General features: G+C 43.2%; 16 protein-coding genes. 15 read left to right on the top strand and 1 reads right to left on the bottom strand.

Annotated elements, in window-relative coordinates:
- The first annotated feature begins 103 nt into the window (after positions 1 to 103).
- Positions 104 to 1,072, top strand: coding sequence for a ribose-phosphate diphosphokinase (locus QM857_RS05105; protein WP_373076121.1), 969 nt, complete (start codon positions 104 to 106; stop codon positions 1,070 to 1,072).
- Positions 1,073 to 1,189: 117 nt separating this feature from the next.
- Entirely contained in the window at positions 1,190 to 1,627 is a 438-nt protein-coding gene (locus QM857_RS05100) for a CoA-binding protein (RefSeq protein ID WP_414272752.1), read from the top strand.
- A 133-nt stretch (positions 1,628 to 1,760) separates the two neighbouring features.
- On the opposite strand, the gene QM857_RS05095 is transcribed toward QM857_RS05100, so the two are convergent.
- On the bottom strand, positions 1,761 to 2,771 hold the full coding sequence (locus QM857_RS05095; RefSeq protein ID WP_178894398.1) for a YeiH family protein: 1,011 nt from the start codon (positions 2,769 to 2,771) through the stop codon (positions 1,761 to 1,763).
- 154 nt (positions 2,772 to 2,925) lie between these two features.
- On the opposite strand from QM857_RS05095, the gene QM857_RS05090 reads away from it, so the two are divergent.
- The 13 genes from QM857_RS05090 to purK all read left to right on the top strand — a co-directional run bounded on the left by QM857_RS05090 (position 2,926) and on the right by purK (position 18,777).
- On the top strand, positions 2,926 to 4,095 hold the full coding sequence (locus QM857_RS05090; protein WP_414275271.1) for a pyridoxal phosphate-dependent aminotransferase: 1,170 nt from the start codon (positions 2,926 to 2,928) through the stop codon (positions 4,093 to 4,095).
- Complete coding sequence (recO, locus tag QM857_RS05085; RefSeq protein WP_414259862.1) at positions 4,092 to 4,862, top strand: DNA repair protein RecO; 771 nt, start codon at positions 4,092 to 4,094, stop codon at positions 4,860 to 4,862. Before QM857_RS05090 ends, recO begins: the two co-directional genes overlap by 4 nt.
- Positions 4,859 to 5,851: a phosphate acyltransferase PlsX gene (plsX, locus tag QM857_RS05080; RefSeq protein ID WP_414272755.1), complete on the top strand. Its 993-nt coding sequence runs from the start codon at positions 4,859 to 4,861 to the stop codon at positions 5,849 to 5,851. Before recO ends, plsX begins: the two co-directional genes overlap by 4 nt.
- 10 nt (positions 5,852 to 5,861) lie before the next feature.
- Positions 5,862 to 6,098 carry an acyl carrier protein gene (locus tag QM857_RS05075; RefSeq protein ID WP_414275270.1) on the top strand — a complete coding sequence of 79 codons (237 nt, stop codon included), beginning with the start codon at positions 5,862 to 5,864 and terminating at the stop codon, positions 6,096 to 6,098.
- Positions 6,099 to 6,296: 198 nt separating this feature from the next.
- Positions 6,297 to 7,004: a phosphoribosylaminoimidazolesuccinocarboxamide synthase gene (purC, locus tag QM857_RS05070; RefSeq protein ID WP_414275269.1), complete on the top strand. Its 708-nt coding sequence runs from the start codon at positions 6,297 to 6,299 to the stop codon at positions 7,002 to 7,004.
- A gap of 66 nt (positions 7,005 to 7,070) precedes the next feature.
- Positions 7,071 to 10,796, top strand: coding sequence for a phosphoribosylformylglycinamidine synthase (locus QM857_RS05065; RefSeq protein ID WP_414275268.1), 3,726 nt, complete (start codon positions 7,071 to 7,073; stop codon positions 10,794 to 10,796).
- A gap of 168 nt (positions 10,797 to 10,964) precedes the next feature.
- A complete protein-coding gene (purF, locus tag QM857_RS05060) occupies positions 10,965 to 12,407 on the top strand; it encodes an amidophosphoribosyltransferase (RefSeq protein ID WP_414275267.1) in 1,443 nt (480 codons plus the stop codon).
- A gap of 40 nt (positions 12,408 to 12,447) precedes the next feature.
- Positions 12,448 to 13,470, top strand: a complete 1,023-nt coding sequence (gene purM / locus QM857_RS05055) for a phosphoribosylformylglycinamidine cyclo-ligase (protein WP_414275266.1) — start codon at positions 12,448 to 12,450, stop codon at positions 13,468 to 13,470.
- The gene (gene purN, locus QM857_RS05050; RefSeq protein ID WP_414275265.1) at positions 13,470 to 14,024 is read left to right on the top strand and encodes a phosphoribosylglycinamide formyltransferase; all 555 of its coding nucleotides are present in this window, start codon (positions 13,470 to 13,472) and stop codon (positions 14,022 to 14,024) included. The genes purM and purN overlap by 1 nt, the downstream gene beginning before the upstream one ends.
- Before the next feature lie 82 nt (positions 14,025 to 14,106).
- The gene (gene purH, locus QM857_RS05045; protein ID WP_414275264.1) at positions 14,107 to 15,654 is read left to right on the top strand and encodes a bifunctional phosphoribosylaminoimidazolecarboxamide formyltransferase/IMP cyclohydrolase; all 1,548 of its coding nucleotides are present in this window, start codon (positions 14,107 to 14,109) and stop codon (positions 15,652 to 15,654) included.
- 121 nt (positions 15,655 to 15,775) lie between these two features.
- Positions 15,776 to 17,038 (top strand): phosphoribosylamine--glycine ligase, encoded by a 1,263-nt coding sequence (purD, locus tag QM857_RS05040; RefSeq protein ID WP_414275263.1) that lies wholly within the window; start codon positions 15,776 to 15,778, stop codon positions 17,036 to 17,038.
- Positions 17,039 to 17,228: 190 nt separating this feature from the next.
- Positions 17,229 to 17,717, top strand: coding sequence for a 5-(carboxyamino)imidazole ribonucleotide mutase (gene purE / locus QM857_RS05035; protein ID WP_414275262.1), 489 nt, complete (start codon positions 17,229 to 17,231; stop codon positions 17,715 to 17,717).
- Positions 17,704 to 18,777, top strand: coding sequence for a 5-(carboxyamino)imidazole ribonucleotide synthase (purK, locus tag QM857_RS05030; RefSeq protein ID WP_414275261.1), 1,074 nt, complete (start codon positions 17,704 to 17,706; stop codon positions 18,775 to 18,777). The genes purE and purK overlap by 14 nt, the downstream gene beginning before the upstream one ends.
- Positions 18,778 to 18,788: the final 11 nt, after the last annotated feature.

Here is an 18,788-nt window from a genome sequence, read left to right as displayed (position 1 = left end):
TCTTGTCTTATTTTTTATTGAAAAATCGAGAAAAAAGCGCTACAATGGTAGATGGAAAAATGTTGTGAAAAACACAAGTGATACATAAATACCGGAGGAAATCATGTCTTTTTCTGATTTAAAGCTGTTTGCCCTTTCTTCAAATAGAGAATTGGCAGAGCGTGTGGCGCAAGAGATTGGGATAGAGTTGGGAAAATCGACTGTTCGTCAATTTTCAGACGGAGAAATTCAAGTTAATATCGAAGAATCGATCCGTGGAAAACACGTCTTTATTCTACAATCAACTAGCTCACCAGTAAATGATAATCTACTTGAGATTTTGATTATGGTTGACGCTTTGAAGCGCGCCAGTGCAGAATCTGTCAACGTTGTTATGCCTTACTATGGTTATGCACGTCAGGATAGAAAGGCAAGAGCGCGTGAGCCAATCACTGCAAAACTCGTTGCAAATATGCTTGAAGTTGCTGGTGTAGATCGTTTGTTGACAATCGACTTGCACGCTGCACAGATTCAAGGTTTCTTTGATATTCCGGTGGATCACTTGATGGGTGCTCCATTGATTGCGGATTACTTTGAGCGTCGTGGCATGGTTGGTTCCGACTATGTCGTTGTTAGCCCGGACCACGGTGGGGTGACTCGTGCTCGTAAATTAGCAGAATTTTTGAAAACTCCGATTGCCATTATCGACAAGCGTCGTAGTGTAGACAAGATGAATACTAGTGAAGTTATGAATATCATTGGTAAGGTAGAAGGTAAGACTTGTATCTTGATTGACGATATGATTGATACAGCTGGAACCATTTGTCATGCGGCTGATGCTCTAGCAGAAGCAGGAGCTGTTGAAGTTTACGCAAGTTGTACGCACCCAGTTCTTTCTGGTCCAGCAATGGAGAATATCCAGAAATCAGCCATTAAAAAATTGGTTGTTTTGGATACTATCTATCTTCCAGAAGAACGTTTAATTGATAAGATTGAACAAATTTCTATCGCTCATCTCCTAGGTGATGCGATTGTACGTATCCATGAAAAACGTCCTCTTTCTCCATTATTTAGTATCGAGAAAAAAATCTAAACTTTCACTTGAATAAACGAGTTTCCTAGCAGATTTTCCTCTTGCTAGGAAATTTTTTGTAGTCAAAAACTGCAAGCCTTTTCAAAATGTGCTATACTGATGAAAAGGAGGGTTTCTATGACTCAAGAATTTATCAATCCAAGTGATGGAGTGGTCCGTCAGTATCTAGCAACCAGTAAAACTCTAGCTGTAGTAGGCTTATCCGATCGTGAGGAAACCACTAGCAATCGAGTGACTAAAGAAATGCAGGCTCGTGGCTATAAAATTATTCCAGTTAACCCTAAAGCTGCAGGTAGCGAGATTTTGGGAGAAAAGGCTTATGCCAGTCTAGCTGAAATTCCTTTCCCTGTAGATATCGTCAATGTATATCGTCGCAGTGAATTTTTACCTGATGTAGCACGAGACTTTCTCAAGGCGGATGCTAAGATTTTCTGGGCACAACTAGGACTTGAAAGTTTGGAAGCAGAAGAAATCTTGCGTGCTGGGGGATGCGATGACATCGTGATGAACCGTTGTATTAAGAGAGAACATACACGTTTAATTCTTGAACAATAAAAAGGTAGCTGATGGGCTACCTTTTATGTTGTACTCAATGAAAATCAAAGAGCAAACTAGGAAACTAGCCGCAGGCTGTACTTGAGTACGGCAAGACGACGTTGACGTGGTTTGAAGAGATTTTCGAAGAGTATTAGAAAATGCCGATGAGTGTTTGCATACCAAGACTAGTCAGGATGATGGCAATCCAGCAAAGGGCTCCAAGAAGAATGGATTTTCCACTGGATTTGATCATAGCAATGAGGTTGGTTTTGAGACCAATAGCACTCATAGCCATGATGATGAGGAATTTGGAGAGTTGTTTGAGAGGTGAAAAGAAGCTATTGCTGACACCGAAAGATGTGAGAAGAGTAGTTAGCAGAGAAGCTAGGATGAAGTAGAGAATGAAAACGGGGAAGATTTTTTTAAGCTTTACTCCTTGGTTGTTTCCTTGTTGACGGCTCTGCCAGTAGGAGAGGAAGAGAGTAATAGGGATAATAGCCAGGGTGCGTGTCAGTTTGACAATAGTAGCAGATTCGAGAGTATTGCTTTGGTAAAGACTATCCCAGGCGCTAGCTGTGGCTGTTACAGAGGATGTATCGTTGACTGCAGTACCCGCAAAGAGAGCAAAACCTTCGTTGGAAAGATGGAGCCAAGAACCTAGAGTTGGAAAGATAAGAGCTGCCAAGACATTGAAGAAAAAGATAACAGAAATGGCTTGGGCTACTTCTTTTTCCTTGGCGTGAATAACAGGAGCAGTCGCTGCAATGGCAGAACCGCCACAGATAGAAGAGCCTACCCCAACCAAAGTAGCTAGCTTTGTATCAAGGTTAAAAAAGCGTTGGAAAAAGAAAGCTATAATCAAAGCAATTGAAATAGTTGAGAGGATGACAGGAAGGGAAGATTTTCCAACTGCGAAAACTTGTGAGATATTGAGTCCAAACCCAAGCAAGATAACAGCATACTGAAGCAATTTTTTGGAGCTATAAGTCAAACCAGCATCCAGTTGTTTATAGGGAGTGAGAAAGGGGTAGAGAATCATTCCGATAAAAATGGCGAAAACAGGTGCTCCCACAACAGGCAGAAAGCCTCCTAAAACCCAAGAAATGATAGATATAATAAGACAGGCTAACAGTCCTGCCCAATTTTTTGATAGAAATGACATAAAAACCTCCGAAAATAAATACTCCTTATTATAATCTTATCTGTCAGAAAAGTAAAATAGAAAGTAGGAATAAGGTTGTAAATTAACGGAATTTTGCGGTCAGAGAGCTTTTGTAGTATAATAGATATATGTTCTTTGATCAAGGAGGATATATATGGATTTAACCAAACGCTTTAATAAACAATTAGATAAGATACAAGTTTCCTTGATTCGTCAATTTGACCAGGCTATTTCAGAGATTCCTGGTGTCTTGCGATTGACCTTGGGAGAACCAGATTTTACAACGCCAGATCATGTCAAGGAAGCTGCAAAGCGAGCCATTGACCAAGATCAATCCTACTATACAGGGATGAGCGGTTTGTTGACATTGCGTCAGGCGGCGAGTGATTTTGTAAAAGAGAAATATCAGCTAGATTATAATCCAGAGAATGAAATTTTGGTCACAATTGGTGCGACAGAGGCTCTATCAGCTACTCTGACAGCTATTTTGGAGGAAGGAGACAAGGTTCTCTTGCCAGCTCCTGCCTATCCTGGCTATGAGCCAATAGTTAATCTAGTTGGTGCAGAGATTGTCGAGATTGATACGACTGAGAATGGTTTTGTCTTAACTCCAGAAATGCTAGAAAAAGCGATTTTAGAGCAAGGTGACAAGCTCAAGGCAGTTATTCTCAACTATCCAGCTAACCCTACAGGAATTACTTATAGTCGCGAGCAATTAGAAGCCTTGGCAGCTGTTTTACGTAAGTATGAGATTTTCGTAGTCTGTGATGAAGTCTACTCAGAATTGACCTATACAGGGGAAAATCATGTATCTTTGGGGACTATGTTGAGAGATCAGGCAATTATCATTAACGGTCTTTCTAAATCCCATGCCATGACAGGTTGGCGTTTAGGTTTTATCTTTGCACCAGCAAACTTCACAGCTCAACTCATCAAGAGTCATCAGTATTTGGTAACTGCTGCAAACACCATGGCGCAACATGCTGCGGTGGAAGCATTGACAGCTGGTAAGAACGATGCAGAACCCATGAAGAAGGAATATATCCAACGTCGGGACTACATTATTGAGAAGATGACTAAGCTTGGGTTTGAAATCATCAAGCCGGACGGTGCTTTTTATATCTTTGCTAAGATTCCGGCAGGCTATAATCAAGATTCTTTTGCTTTTCTGAAGGATTTTGCCCAGAAGAAGGCTATTGCTTTTATTCCTGGTGCTGCCTTTGGTCAGTATGGAGAGGGCTATGTTCGCCTATCTTATGCAGCTAGCATGGAAACCATCAGAGAAGCTATGAAACGACTTGAGGAGTACATGAGAGAAGCATGATTCAATCGATTACGAGTCAGGGTTTAGTACTTTACAATCGAAATTTTCGAGAGGATGATAAGCTTGTTAAAATCTTTACAGAACAGGCAGGGAAGCGCATGTTTTTTGTCAAACACGCCGGCCAATCCAAACTAGCTCCTGTCATTCAACCTTTAGTCTTAGCCCATTTTCTCCTAAAAGTCAATGACGATGGACTTAGTTATATAGAAGATTATCATGAGGTGAAGACTTTTCCGAAAATCAATAGTGACCTCTTTGTTATGGCTTATGCGACTTACGTTGCAGCCTTGGCGGATGCGAGTTTGCAGGATAACCAAGAAGATGCTCCCTTATTTGCTTTTTTGCAAAAGACTTTAGAGCTGATGGAAGAGGGTCTGGATTATCAAGTTTTGACCAATATTTTTGAAATTCAAATAATGACACGTTTTGGAATCAGTCTCAACTTTAATGAGTGTACCTTTTGTCATCGTGTGGGGCAAGCCTTTGACTTCTCCTTTAAATACGGGGGTTGTCTTTGTCCCAATCATTACCATGAAGATGAGAAACGATGTCATTTAAATCCCAATATTCCTTATCTGCTCAATCAATTTCAAGCCATTGATTTTGACACTCTAGAGACTATTTCTCTGAAGTCAGAAATCAAGGAAGAATTGCGCAAGTTTATGGATCAGATTTACGAAGAGTATGTTGGAATTCACCTAAAATCAAAGAAATTTATTGATTCCCTAGCCGACTGGGGACAACTACTGAAAGAGGAAGACAAATGAAAAAAATCGCAGTTGATGCAATGGGTGGCGATTACGCACCACAAGCTATTGTAGAGGGAGTTAATCAAGCCCTTGCTGACTTTTCAGATATTGAGATTCAACTTTACGGAGACGAAAGCAAAATCAAGCAATATCTAACAGCTACAGAGCGCGTTAGTATTATCCATACTGATGAAAAAATCGACTCAGATGATGAGCCTACAAAAGCCATCCGTAAGAAGAAAAATGCTAGCATGGTATTGGCAGCTAAGGCTGTCAAAGATGGAGAAGCGGATGCAGTTCTCTCTGCAGGAAATACAGGCGCCTTGTTGGCAGCGGGATTCTTCATCGTTGGTCGTATCAAAAATATCGATCGACCAGGTCTTATGTCAACCTTGCCAACTATTGATGGAAAAGGTTTTGACATGCTTGACCTTGGTGCCAATGCAGAAAATACAGCCCATCACCTTCATCAATATGCAGTCCTAGGCTCCTTCTATGCTAGAAATGTTCGTGGTATTGCAAATCCCTGTATTGGCCTTCTGAACAACGGTACAGAGAGCAGCAAGGGAGATCCACTCCGCAAGGAAGCCTATGACCTATTAGTGGCTGACGAGAGTTTGAATTTCGTCGGGAACGTGGAAGCGCGTGATTTGATGGATGGTGTTGCTGATGTAGTCGTAACAGATGGTTTCACGGGAAACGCTGTGCTCAAAGCTATTGAAGGGACTGCTATGGGAATCATGGGCTTGCTTAAAAATGCTATTGTAGGTGGCGGCCTTAGAGCCAAGCTAGGTGCTTTCCTTCTTAAGGATAATCTCAGAGGTTTGAAAAAACAGCTCAACTATTCAGATGTTGGGGGTGCGGTCTTGTTTGGTGTTAAGGCACCAGTAGTTAAGACTCATGGCTCAAGTGATGCCAAGGCTGTCTATAGCACAATACGCCAGATTCGTACTATGCTTGAGACAGATGTAGTTGCCCAAACTGCGCGTGAATTTTCAGGGGAATAAGGAGAATAATATGACAGATCAACAAATTTTTGACCGTATCGTAACCATCATTCAAGAGCGTCAAGGAGAAGACTTTGTCGTAACCGAAAACTTGAGCTTAAAGGATGATTTGGATGCTGATTCAGTAGATTTGATGGAATTTATTCTAACAGTTGAGGATGAATTTGGAATCGAAATTAGTGATGAAGAAATCGATCATCTCCAAAGTGTCGCAGACGTATTAGCAATCATTAAAAATAGAATATAAGAAAAAGCAACATGTTGGTCATGTTGCTTTTTTGATTGTGTGGAGTTTGAATGATTATGGTCTGGTTATCTAAATAGTCTGATTTGATTTTTTCTAAACGTTTTAGAGAGAAGAATACGTTTACGTTCGTAAAACATTTGATTTATGCTCGTTTTTGTGTTAGAATGAGGCCAAGTAATACGAAAGGCGAATAATAAAATGTCCAGTAAACTTATTTATACGGGAAAAGCTAAAGATATCTATACTACAGAAGACGAACATGTGATTAGGTCCGTTTATAAGGACCAGGCTACCATGCTGAATGGTGCTCGTAAAGAGACCATCGAAGGCAAAGGTGTGCTCAATAATCAGATTTCGTCTCTTATTTTTGAAAAATTGAATGCTGCGGGTGTGGCTACTCACTTTATCGAACGTATTTCTGACACAGAACAACTCAACAAGAAAGTGAAAATCATTCCTTTGGAGGTTGTGCTTCGTAACGTGACTGCGGGTTCTTTCTCAAAACGTTTCGGTGTTGAAGAAGGTTTGGACTTGAAAACTCCAATCGTTGAATTTTACTACAAAAACGATGATTTGGATGATCCATTCATCAATGATGAGCATGTGAAGTTCTTGGATATTGCCAATGATGAGCAAATTGCTTATATCAAGGAAGAAACACGTCGTATCAATGAATTGCTGAAAGATTGGTTTGCACAAATTGGTCTTCGTTTGATTGATTTCAAATTGGAATTTGGCTTTGATAAGGATGGCAAAATTATCTTGGCAGACGAATTCTCACCAGATAACTGCCGCCTTTGGGATGTTGAAGGGCACCATATGGACAAGGATGTCTTCCGTCGTGATCTTGGTAGCTTGACAGATGTTTATGAAGTTGTATTGGAAAAATTGCAAGGATTGAAGTAGCCTTTTACAAATAGAATACTTGGTCTTCACTACAATCTTTAAGTAGAAATAGATAAAGGAAATAAAATGGATAAACGTATTTTCGTTGAGAAAAAAGCTGATTTTCGTGTGAAATCGGACTCTTTAGTAAAAGAATTACAGCATAATCTTCAGTTAAAAACTTTGAATGATCTTCGTATTGTTCAAGTTTACGATGTTTTTGGTTTGGCAGAGGACTTGTTTGCGCGTGCGGAAAAACATATCTTCTCTGAGCAAGTGACCGATACTGTTTTGGATGAAGCTGCGGTTCAGGCTGATCTTGAGAAGCATGCTTTCTTTGCGATCGAAAGTTTGCCTGGACAATTTGACCAACGTGCGGCATCTTCACAGGAAGCTTTGCTGTTGCTTGGTAGTTCAAATGATGTAACGGTGAACACAGCACAATTGTACTTGGTTAACAAGGATATTGATGCGAATGAGTTGGAAGCTGTTAAAAACTACCTCTTGAATCCAGTGGACTCTCGTTTCAAAGACATCACTGTTGGTATTGCGAAACAGGATTTCTCTGAGTCTGACAAGACCATTCCAAATTTGGATTTCTTTGAAACTTATACAGCGGAAGATTTTGCACAGTATAAGACAGAGCAAGGATTGGCCATGGAAGTGGATGATCTTCTCTTCATTCAAGATTACTTCAATTCTATTGGACGTGTTCCAACTGAGACTGAGTTGAAGGTGTTGGATACTTACTGGTCTGACCACTGCCGTCACACCACTTTCGAGACTGAGTTGAAAAACATCGACTTCTCAGCTTCTAAATTCCAAAAACAATTGCAAGCGACTTATGACAAATATATCGCCATGCGTGATGAGTTGGGACGTACAGAAAAACCTCAAACCTTGATGGATATGGCGACTATTTTTGGTCGTTATGAGCGTGCCAATGGTCGTTTGGATGACATGGAAGTGTCTGATGAAATCAATGCCTGCTCCGTTGAAATTGAAGTAGATGTCAACGGTGTGAAAGAACCATGGCTTCTCATGTTCAAAAACGAAACTCATAACCACCCAACGGAGATCGAACCATTTGGTGGAGCGGCTACTTGTATCGGTGGTGCCATTCGTGACCCATTGTCAGGGCGTTCCTACGTTTACCAAGCCATGCGTATCTCAGGTGCTGGCGATATTACAGCTCCAATTTCAGCGACTCGTGCTGGTAAATTGCCACAACAAGTCATTTCTAAAACAGCGGCTCACGGTTATTCTTCATATGGTAACCAAATTGGTCTTGCAACAACTTATGTTCGTGAATACTTCCACCCAGGTTTTGTTGCTAAGCGTATGGAGCTAGGTGCCGTGGTCGGTGCGGCTCCCAAGGAAAATGTGGTCCGTGAAAAACCTGAAGCAGGTGATGTGATTATCTTGCTCGGAGGTAAGACTGGACGTGATGGTGTCGGTGGTGCGACAGGTTCTTCTAAAGTTCAAACGGTTGAATCTGTTGAAACAGCTGGTGCTGAGGTTCAAAAAGGGAATGCCATCGAAGAACGTAAGATTCAACGTCTTTTCCGTAATGGGGAAGTGACACGTCTTATCAAGAAATCAAATGACTTTGGTGCTGGTGGTGTCTGTGTGGCTATCGGTGAATTGGCAGATGGTCTTGAAATTGATCTAGACAAAGTGCCATTGAAATACCAAGGATTGAACGGTACCGAAATTGCCATTTCTGAATCTCAGGAACGTATGGCTGTAGTGGTTCATCCAGAAGATGTAGATGCCTTCATTGCAACATGTAACAAAGAAAATATTGACGCGGTTGTCGTTGCGACAGTGACTGAAAAACCAAATCTTGTTATGCACTGGAATGGTGAAACCATCGTCGATTTGGAACGTCGTTTCCTTGATACAAACGGGGTACGTGTCGTCGTAGATGCTAAGGTAGTTGACAAGGATGTCAAGCTTCCAGAAGAACGCCAAACATCGGCTGCAACCCTTGAAGCTGATACTCTTGAAGTTTTGGCTGACCTTAACCATGCCAGTCAAAAAGGGCTACAAACCATCTTTGATAGTTCAGTTGGACGTTCAACAGTCAATCACCCACTAGGAGGTCGCTACCAAATCACACCAACTGAAGCTTCTGTTCAGAAATTGCCAGTCCAACATGGTGTGACAACAACTGCTTCTGTTATGGCGCAAGGGTTCAACCCTTATGTAGCAGAATGGTCTCCATATCATGGTGCTGCTTATGCGGTCATCGAAGCAACCGCTCGTTTGGTTGCTGCTGGTGCAAACTGGTCTAAGGCTCGTTTCTCTTATCAAGAATACTTCGAGCGTATGGATAAACAAGCAGAGCGTTTTGGCCAACCCGTAGCTGCTCTTCTTGGATCCATTGAAGCTCAGATTCAACTTGGTTTGCCATCTATCGGTGGTAAAGACTCTATGTCTGGTACATTTGAAGAATTGACAGTACCACCAACCTTGGTTGCTTTTGGTGTCACAACTGCAGATAGCCGTAAGGTTCTTTCTCCAGAATTTAAGGTTGCTGGTGAAAATATCTATTATATCCCAGGTCAAGCTTTGGCACAAGAAATTGACTTTGATCTTATCAAGTCTAACTTTGCTCAATTTGAAGCCATCCAAGCTGACCACAAAGTGACAGCTGCATCAGCTGTCAAATATGGTGGTGTCGTTGAAGCTCTTGCCCTTGCAACATTTGGGAACCATATCGGTGCCACTGTTCAATTAGCTGACCTTGACAGCAGCTTGACAGCCCAATTGGGTGGATTCATCTTCACTTCACCTGAAGAGATTTCAGGTGTTGCCAAGATTGGACAAACAACAGCTGACTTTACACTTACTGTCAATGGTGTAACGCTTGATGGACACAAACTTGACAGTGCCTTCCAAGGTAAATTGGAAGAGGTTTACCCAACGGAATTTGCACAAGCAACTGAGTTGGAAGAAGTACCTGCTGTGGCATCAGATGCTGTGATCAAAGCCAAAGAAACAGTTGAGACACCAGTGGTTTACATCCCAGTATTCCCAGGTACTAACTCTGAGTACGATTCAGCTAAGGCCTTTGAAAAAGAAGGTGCAAAAGTCAACTTGGTACCATTTGTAACACTGAATGAAGAAGCTATTGTCAAGTCTGTTGACACCATGGTTGACAATATCGGAAAAGCTAACATTATCTTCTTTGCAGGTGGCTTCTCAGCCGCTGACGAACCCGATGGATCAGCTAAATTTATCGTGAATATCTTGCTTAACGAAAAAGTACGTGCAGCCATTGATAGCTTCATCGAACGCGGAGGTTTGATTATCGGTATCTGTAATGGATTCCAAGCTCTTGTCAAATCAGGTCTTCTTCCATATGGGAACTTTGAAGATGCAAGCAGTACTAGTCCAACCCTCTTCTACAATGATGCCAACCAACACGTGGCTAAGATGGTTGAAACACGGATTGCCAACACGAACTCACCATGGCTTGCTGGCGTGAAAGTTGGTGACATCCATGCCATCCCAGTATCACACGGTGAAGGTAAGTTTGTCGTGACAGCTGAGGAATTTGCGGAGCTTCGTGATAATGGTCAAATCTTTAGCCAATATGTTGACTTCGAAGGAAAACCAAGCATGGATTCTAAATACAATCCTAACGGATCTGTGAATGCTATCGAAGGTATCACCAGCAAGAACGGTCAAATTATTGGTAAGATGGGTCACTCAGAACGTTTCGAAGACGGTCTTTTCCAAAATATTCCAGGGAATAAAGACCAATATCTCTTTGCATCAGCGGTTAAATACTTTACTGGGAAATAGGCTTTGCAGATTTTCTAATAGATAACCATCAGTAAATGTAAAATCAAGTAAATCTAACTTACGACAATTGCAAATGATTTATTGTTGCGAGTGAAACGAGCTTCTGCCGTATCATTCCGTTCTAGTATCGTTAAGGAATGATACACAAATAAAAATTAGGTATATAAAATGACATACGAAGTAAAATCTCTTAATGAAGAATGTGGTGTTTTTGGTATCTGGGGTCACCCAGACGCTGCCAAATTGACCTATTTTGGACTCCATAGTCTTCAGCACCGTGGTCAGGAGGGGGCAGGAATCCTCTCCAATGATCAAGGGAAATTGAAGCGTCATCGTGATATGGGGCTATTATCAGAAGTCTTCAAAAATCCTGCGAATTTGGATAAATTGACAGGAACTGGAGCGATTGGGCACGTGCGTTATGCGACTGCGGGAGAAGCTTCTGTAGATAATATCCAACCTTTCCTCTTCCGCTTTCACGACATGCAGTTTGGTTTGGCTCATAATGGGAATCTGACCAATGCAGAATCGCTCAAGCAAGAATTGGAACAAAGAGGAGCGATTTTCAGCTCAACCTCTGACTCTGAAATCTTGGCTCACCTTATTCGCCGTAGCCACAATCCAAACCTGATGGGTAAAATCAAGGAAGCACTCAGTCTTGTTAAAGGTGGTTTTGCTTATCTCTTGATGTTTGAAGATAAGTTAATTGCAGCGCTTGACCCAAATGGCTTCCGTCCTCTGTCAATCGGGAAAATGGCTAATGGAGCAGTAGTGGTTTCATCTGAAACCTGTGCCTTTGAAGTAATCGGTGCTGAGTGGATTCGCGACGTAAAACCAGGCGAGATTGTCATTATTGATGACAATGGCATCCAGTATGACAGCTATACAAACGATACTCAGTTGGCTATCTGTTCCATGGAGTATATCTACTTCGCACGTCCTGACTCCAACATCCACGGTGTCAATGTCCATACGGCTCGTAAGAGAATGGGGGCTCAACTGGCACGTGAGTTCAAACATGAAGCAGATATTGTGGTCGGTGTACCTAACTCTTCACTTAGTGCAGCCATGGGCTTTGCGGAAGAATCAGGTTTGCCAAATGAAATGGGGCTCATCAAGAACCAATATACGCAACGGACCTTTATCCAGCCGACTCAAGAATTACGCGAGCAAGGGGTTCGGATGAAGTTATCTGCTGTTTCTGGTGTCGTTAAAGGCAAACGCGTTGTCATGATTGATGACTCGATTGTACGAGGCACGACATCTCGTCGCATTGTCCAACTTTTGAAAGAAGCGGGGGCATCAGAAGTACACGTTGCCATCGGGAGTCCTGCTCTTGCCTATCCATGTTTTTACGGGATTGATATTCAGACACGTCAGGAGCTGATTGCGGCCAATCATACGGTCGAAGAGACTCGCCAAATCATTGGTGCGGATAGCCTGACCTATCTTTCGATTGATGGCTTGATTGATTCTATCGGCATCGAAACAGATGCGCCAAATGGCGGTCTCTGTGTGGCTTACTTTGATGGGAAATATCCAACTCCTCTCTATGACTATGAAGAAGAATATCGTAGAAGTTTGGATGACAAGATCAGTTTTTACAAATAGACGGCTAAAGACTCTCGATTAAAGAAAAGGAATGAATAAAATGACGAATAAAAATGCTTATGCGCAGTCTGGTGTGGATGTTGAAGCGGGTTATGAAGTTGTTGAACGCATCAAAAAACATGTGGCACGTACGGAGCGTGCGGGTGTTATGGGAGCTCTTGGTGGTTTCGGTGGTATGTTTGACCTTTCAAAAACAGGTGTTAAAGAGCCAGTTTTGATTTCAGGAACTGACGGTGTTGGAACCAAGCTCATGCTTGCTATCAAGTACGACAAACACGATACTATCGGTCAAGACTGTGTGGCTATGTGTGTTAACGATATCATTGCTGCAGGTGCTGAACCTCTTTACTTCCTAGATTATGTGGCGACTGGAAAAAATGAACCAGCTAAGCTAGAACAAGTGGTTGCTGGTGTGGCCGAAGGTTGTGTACAAGCAGGTGCGGCCCTCATCGGTGGGGAAACTGCTGAAATGCCTGGTATGTATGGTGAAGACGACTATGATTTGGCAGGTTTCGCGGTAGGTATCGCAGAAAAATCTCAAATCATTGACGGTTCAAAAGTGGCTGAAGGTGATGTGCTTCTTGGACTTGCCTCAAGCGGTATCCACTCAAATGGTTACTCACTCGTGCGTCGTGTCTTTGCTGATTACACAGGTGAAGAAGTTCTCCCAGAACTTGAAGGCAAAAAACTTAAAGACGTTCTTCTTGAACCAACTCGTATCTACGTTAAAGCAGCTTTGCCACTCATCAAAGAAGAATTGGTTAACGGTATTGCCCACATCACAGGTGGTGGGTTCATCGAAAATGTACCACGGATGTTCTCAGATGATTTGGCTGCTGAAATTGATGAAAGCAAGGTTCCAGTCCTTCCAATTTTTAAAGCCCTTGAAAAATATGGTCAAATCAAGCACGAAGAAATGTTTGAAATCTTCAACATGGGGATTGGTCTCATGCTTGCGGTTAAACCAGAACATGTGGAACGTGTCAAAGAGCTTCTTGATGAACCTGTTTATGAAATCGGTCGAATTGTGAAGAAAGATGGCGCAAGTGTGGTGATTAAATAATGACTAAAAGGATTGCTGTATTTGCCTCTGGCAACGGCTCAAACTTTCAGGTGATTGCGGAACAATTTCCAGTAGAATTTGTCTTTTCAGATCACCGGAATGCCTATGTCTTAGAACGTGCCGAAAAGCTCGGTGTTTTAACCTATGCTTTTGAACTCAAAGAGTTTGAAAACAAGGCATACTACGAAAGTGCCATCGTCGAACTTTTGGATGAGCACCAGATTGACTTGGTTTGTCTGGCAGGCTATATGAAAATCGTCGGTCCAACCTTGCTAGCAGCTTATGAAGGCCGTATCATCAATATTCACCCAGCTTTTCTCCCTGAATTTCCAGGCGCTCATGGTATTGAGGATGCTTGGAATGCAGGTGTGGACCAGTCTGGCGTGACTATTCACTGGGTGGACTCTGGTGTGGATACCGGTAAGGTAATTAAACAAGTCCGTGTGCCACGCCTTGAAGAGGATACCCTTGATACTTTCGAGACTCGCATCCACGAAACAGAGTACAAACTCTATCCAGAAGTCTTGGATAGTTTGGGAGTTGCACGAAAATAAGGAAACCCTCGAGCTGAAAGGGAATTTTCGACTGTAGCACTGTAGCAAAGAAAGAACTTTTTTAAAAAGGAAAAGAAAGAACATGACTAAACGAGCACTTATTTCAGTCTCAGATAAAGCGGGCATTGTAGAATTTGCCCAAGAACTCAAAAAACTTGGTTGGGACATCATCTCAACTGGTGGTACTAAAGTTGCCCTTGATAATGCTGGTGTTGATACCATTGCCATTGACGATGTGACTGGTTTCCCAGAAATGATGGACGGCCGTGTCAAGACTCTCCATCCAAATATTCACGGTGGTCTCCTCGCTCGTCGTGACCTCGATAGCCACCTAGAGGCTGCAAAGGACAATAAGATTGAATTGATCGACCTTGTTGTGGTCAACCTTTACCCATTCAAGGAAACCATTCTTAAACCAGACGTGACTTATGCGGATGCCGTTGAAAACATCGATATCGGTGGTCCATCCATGCTTCGTTCAGCAGCTAAAAACCACGCTAGCGTGACCGTTGTTGTAGACCCTGCTGACTATGCAGTGGTTTTGGACGAGTTGTCAGTCAATGGTGAAACGACTTACGAAACTCGTCAAGGTTTGGCAGCCAAGGTTTTCCGTCACACAGCGGCTTATGACGCCTTGATTGCAGAATACTTCACAGCTCAAGTGGGTGAAGCAAAACCTGAAAAACTCACTCTGACTTATGACCTTAAACAACCAATGCGTTACGGTGAAAATCCTCAACAAGATGCCGATTTCTATCAAAAAGCCTTGCCAACGGATTACTCCATAGCATCTGCTAAACAGCTCAACGGTAAGGAATTATCCTTCAACAATATCCGCGATGCTGATGCTGCTATCCGTATTATTCGCGATTTCAAAGAACGTCCAACCGTTGTGGCTTTGAAACACATGAACCCGTGCGGTATAGGTCAAGCTGATGATATCGAAACTGCTTGGGACTACGCTTATGAGTCTGACCCAGTGTCTATTTTTGGTGGAATTGTCGTTCTCAACCGTGAGGTGGATGCTGCGACAGCTGAGAAGATGCACGGCGTTTTCCTTGAAATCATCATCGCACCAAGCTATACAGATGAAGCGCTAGCTATTTTGACCAACAAAAAGAAAAACTTGCGCATTCTTGCCTTGCCATTTGATGCCCAAGACGCTAGCGAAGTAGAAGCAGAATACACAGGTGTTGTCGGTGGACTCCTTGTGCAAAACCAAGACGTGGTTAAAGAAAGTCCATCTGACTGGCAAGTGGTTACTAAACGCCAACCAACTGAAACAGAAGCGACAGCTCTTGAGTTTGCTTGGAAGGCTATCAAGTACGTCAAATCAAACGGAATCATCGTGACCAACGACCACATGACACTTGGTGTTGGCCCTGGTCAAACCAACCGTGTGGCCTCTGTCCGTATCGCCATTGATCAGGCTAAAGACCGTCTGGATGGCGCTGTCCTTGCTTCGGATGCCTTCTTCCCATTTGCAGATAACGTGGAAGAAATCGCTAAGGCAGGTATTAAAGCCATCATCCAACCAGGTGGATCAGTACGTGACCAAGAGTCGATTGAAGCAGCTGATAAACATGGTTTGACAATGATCTTCACAGGTGTGAGACATTTTAGACATTAAGAAAATGAAAGGGAAGAAAACAGTTTCTTTCCTTTTTTGCTTAAAAAAGCTTAACGAAACAAGATTAAAACGAACGTTTATGATATAATGTTAGTAAATAATTCGCAAAAGAGGTTAAGAGATGAAACTGTTAGTTGTCGGCTCAGGTGGTCGTGAGCATGCGATTGCCAAAAAGTTGTTGGAGTCTAAAGACGTTGAGCAAGTTTTCGTGGCTCCTGGGAATGACGGGATGACCTTAGATGGACTTGATTTGGTAAATATCTCTATTTCCGAACATTCTAAGTTGATTGACTTTGCAAAAGCAAATGACATTGCTTGGACCTTCATTGGTCCAGATGATGCTCTTGCGGCTGGAATCGTGGATGATTTCAATGCAGCTGGTCTCAAAGCTTTTGGCCCGACTAAATCTGCAGCTGAGCTGGAGTGGTCTAAGGATTTTGCTAAGGAAATCATGGTCAAATACGACGTTCCAACGGCAGTCTATGGCACATTTTCAAATTTCGAGGAAGCCAAGGCCTACATCGAAGAAAAAGGCGCTCCAATCGTCGTCAAGGCAGACGGTCTGGCCCTTGGGAAAGGTGTCGTCGTTGCGGAGACAGTTGAGCAAGCCGTCGAAGCTGCTCACGAGATGCTTTTGGACAATAAATTCGGTGATTCAGGTGCGCGTGTAGTCATCGAGGAATTCCTTGACGGGGAAGAGTTCTCTCTCTTTGCCTTTGTCAATGGGGATAAGTTCTACATCATGCCAACGGCTCAGGACCACAAACGTGCCTACGATGGTGACAAAGGTCCTAACACTGGTGGGATGGGTGCCTATGCGCCAGTTCCTCATTTGCCACAGAGCGTGGTTGACACAGCGGTTGACACCATTGTCAAGCCAGTCCTCGAAGGCATGATCAAAGAAGGTCGTCCTTATCTTGGTGTACTTTATGCCGGTCTTATCTTGACAGCTGATGGGGCCAAAGTCATAGAGTTCAACTCTCGTTTTGGCGATCCTGAAACACAAATTATCTTGCCTCGTTTGACATCTGATTTTGCACAAAATATTACTGATATTTTGGATGGCAAAGAGCCGGCCATCACTTGGACGGACAAGGGTGTGACACTGGGCGTGGTTGTAGCCTCAAATGGTTACCCGCTAGACTATGAAAAAGGTGTCAAGCTTCCAGCCAAGACAGACGGTGACATCATCACTTACTATGCCGGTGCTAAATTCGCTGAAAATGGCCAAGATCTCCTCTCAAACGGCGGACGTGTCTATATGCTAGTCACAACAGCAGACACCGTCAAAGACGGTCAAAACATTATCTACAAGGAACTCAACAACCAAAACACAGAAGGCCTCTTTTACCGAACAGATATCGGTAGCAAGGCAATTAGATAAAGATATAAGAAAAGGCGACGCAGTCGCCAAACCCGATAATGGTCACCGTGGTGAAAAGACCAGAACAATTTCTGTTCTGGTCTAGGGAAAATTTGAGACTTAGGCTCAAATTTTAGGAATGAAACCGAAGGTTTGCTTCCGTCCCCACCACCTAAGACCATTATCAAAAAAGGAAGAAAAAGGATTAAAAATGAAACCAGTAATTTCCATCATCATGGGCTCAAAATCCGACTGGGCCACCATGCAAAAAACAGCCGAAGTCCTAGACCGCTTCGGTGTAGACTATGAAAAGAAAGTTGTCTCTGCTCACCGTACACCAGATCTCATGTTCAAACATGCCGAAGAAGCACGTAGCCGTGGCATTAAGCTCATCATCGCAGGTGCGGGTGGTGCAGCTCACTTGCCGGGAATGGTTGCTGCTAAAACAACACTTCCAGTTATTGGTGTGCCCGTCAAGTCACGGGCCCTTAGTGGTGTGGATTCACTCTATTCAATCGTTCAGATGCCAGGTGGAGTACCAGTCGCAACTATGGCGATCGGTGAAGCAGGTGCGACTAACGCTGCCCTCTTTGCCCTTCGTCTTCTTTCAGTAGAGGATCCGTCTATTGCGACAGCTTTGGCTGATTTCGCAGAAGAGCAAGGAAAAATCGCAGAGGAGTCGACAAATGAGCTCATCTAAAACAATCGGAATTATCGGTGGCGGTCAGCTGGGTCAGATGATGGCTATTTCTGCCATTTATATGGGGCACAAGGTTATCGTGCTGGATCCTGCGGCGGATTGCCCAGCCTCTCGCGTGGCGGGAATCATCGTGGCTCCTTATAACGATGTGGACGCCCTTCGTCAGTTGGCAGAGCGCTGTGATGTTCTTACTTACGAATTCGAAAATGTCGATGCTGACGGTTTGGATGCTGTCATCAAGGATGGACAACTCCCACAAGGGACAGATCTGCTTCGCATTTCTCAAAACCGTATTTTTGAAAAGGACTTTCTCTCAAACAAGGCACAAGTCACTGTGGCACCCTACAAAGTCGTGACTTCTAGCCAAGACTTGGCGGATATCGACCTTTCTAAAAACTATGTCCTCAAGACTGCGACAGGTGGCTACGATGGCCATGGTCAAAAGGTTATTCGCTCAGCGGAAGATTTAGAAGAAGCCTATGCACTAGCGGATTCAGCTGACTGTGTTTTGGAAGAATTTGTCAATTTCGACTTGGAGATTTCTGTCATCGTGTCTGGGAATGGTAAGGATGTGACGGTTTTCCCCGTTCAGGAAAATATCCACCGCAACAACATCCTGTCTAAGACTATCGTTCCAGCTCGTATTTCTGAGAGTCTAGCGGAGAAAGCTAAAGCGATGGCTGTGAAAATTGCTGAGCAACTTAACCTGTCTGGTACCCTCTGTGTAGAAATGTTTGCGACAGCTGATGACATCATCGTCAATGAAATTGCTCCACGTCCGCATAATTCAGGGCACTACTCGATTGAAGCTTGTGACTTTTCACAGTTTGACACGCATATTTTGGGTGTTCTCGGAGCACCATTGCCAGTTATCCAACTACATGCGCCTGCCGTCATGCTCAACGTACTCGGCCAGCATGTTGAGGCTGCTGAAAAATATGTCACAGAAAATCCAAGCGCCCACCTCCACATGTATGGTAAAATAGAAGCGAAACACAACCGCAAGATGGGACATGTGACTTTGTTTAGTGATGTGCCGGATGAGGTTGGAGAATTTTAAGGTGGGATAAA

This window comes from Streptococcus infantis (assembly GCF_047463315.1).
Taxonomy (GTDB): domain Bacteria; phylum Bacillota; class Bacilli; order Lactobacillales; family Streptococcaceae; genus Streptococcus; species Streptococcus infantis_AB.
The sequence above is the reverse complement of the archived record's forward strand: the minus strand, read 5'-3'. Positions and strand labels throughout refer to the sequence as shown.

What these genes read in the sequence shown, in the direction of transcription:
- QM857_RS05090 (WP_414275271.1), top strand. Translation starts at nt 2,926, where the DNA reads ATGGATTTAACCAAACGCTTTAATAAACAATTAGATAAGATACAAGTT.
- QM857_RS05100 (WP_414272752.1), top strand. Translation starts at nt 1,190, where the DNA reads ATGACTCAAGAATTTATCAATCCAAGTGATGGAGTGGTCCGTCAGTAT.
- purM (WP_414275266.1), top strand. Translation starts at nt 12,448, where the DNA reads ATGACGAATAAAAATGCTTATGCGCAGTCTGGTGTGGATGTTGAAGCG.
- purH (WP_414275264.1), top strand. Translation starts at nt 14,107, where the DNA reads ATGACTAAACGAGCACTTATTTCAGTCTCAGATAAAGCGGGCATTGTA.
- recO (WP_414259862.1), top strand. Translation starts at nt 4,092, where the DNA reads ATGATTCAATCGATTACGAGTCAGGGTTTAGTACTTTACAATCGAAAT.
- purE (WP_414275262.1), top strand. Translation starts at nt 17,229, where the DNA reads ATGAAACCAGTAATTTCCATCATCATGGGCTCAAAATCCGACTGGGCC.
- QM857_RS05075 (WP_414275270.1), top strand. Translation starts at nt 5,862, where the DNA reads ATGACAGATCAACAAATTTTTGACCGTATCGTAACCATCATTCAAGAG.
- QM857_RS05105 (WP_373076121.1), top strand. Translation starts at nt 104, where the DNA reads ATGTCTTTTTCTGATTTAAAGCTGTTTGCCCTTTCTTCAAATAGAGAA.
- purD (WP_414275263.1), top strand. Translation starts at nt 15,776, where the DNA reads ATGAAACTGTTAGTTGTCGGCTCAGGTGGTCGTGAGCATGCGATTGCC.
- QM857_RS05095 (WP_178894398.1), bottom strand. Translation starts at nt 2,771, where the DNA reads ATGTCATTTCTATCAAAAAATTGGGCAGGACTGTTAGCCTGTCTTATT.
- purC (WP_414275269.1), top strand. Translation starts at nt 6,297, where the DNA reads ATGTCCAGTAAACTTATTTATACGGGAAAAGCTAAAGATATCTATACT.
- purN (WP_414275265.1), top strand. Translation starts at nt 13,470, where the DNA reads ATGACTAAAAGGATTGCTGTATTTGCCTCTGGCAACGGCTCAAACTTT.
- purF (WP_414275267.1), top strand. Translation starts at nt 10,965, where the DNA reads ATGACATACGAAGTAAAATCTCTTAATGAAGAATGTGGTGTTTTTGGT.
- QM857_RS05065 (WP_414275268.1), top strand. Translation starts at nt 7,071, where the DNA reads ATGGATAAACGTATTTTCGTTGAGAAAAAAGCTGATTTTCGTGTGAAA.
- plsX (WP_414272755.1), top strand. Translation starts at nt 4,859, where the DNA reads ATGAAAAAAATCGCAGTTGATGCAATGGGTGGCGATTACGCACCACAA.
- purK (WP_414275261.1), top strand. Translation starts at nt 17,704, where the DNA reads ATGAGCTCATCTAAAACAATCGGAATTATCGGTGGCGGTCAGCTGGGT.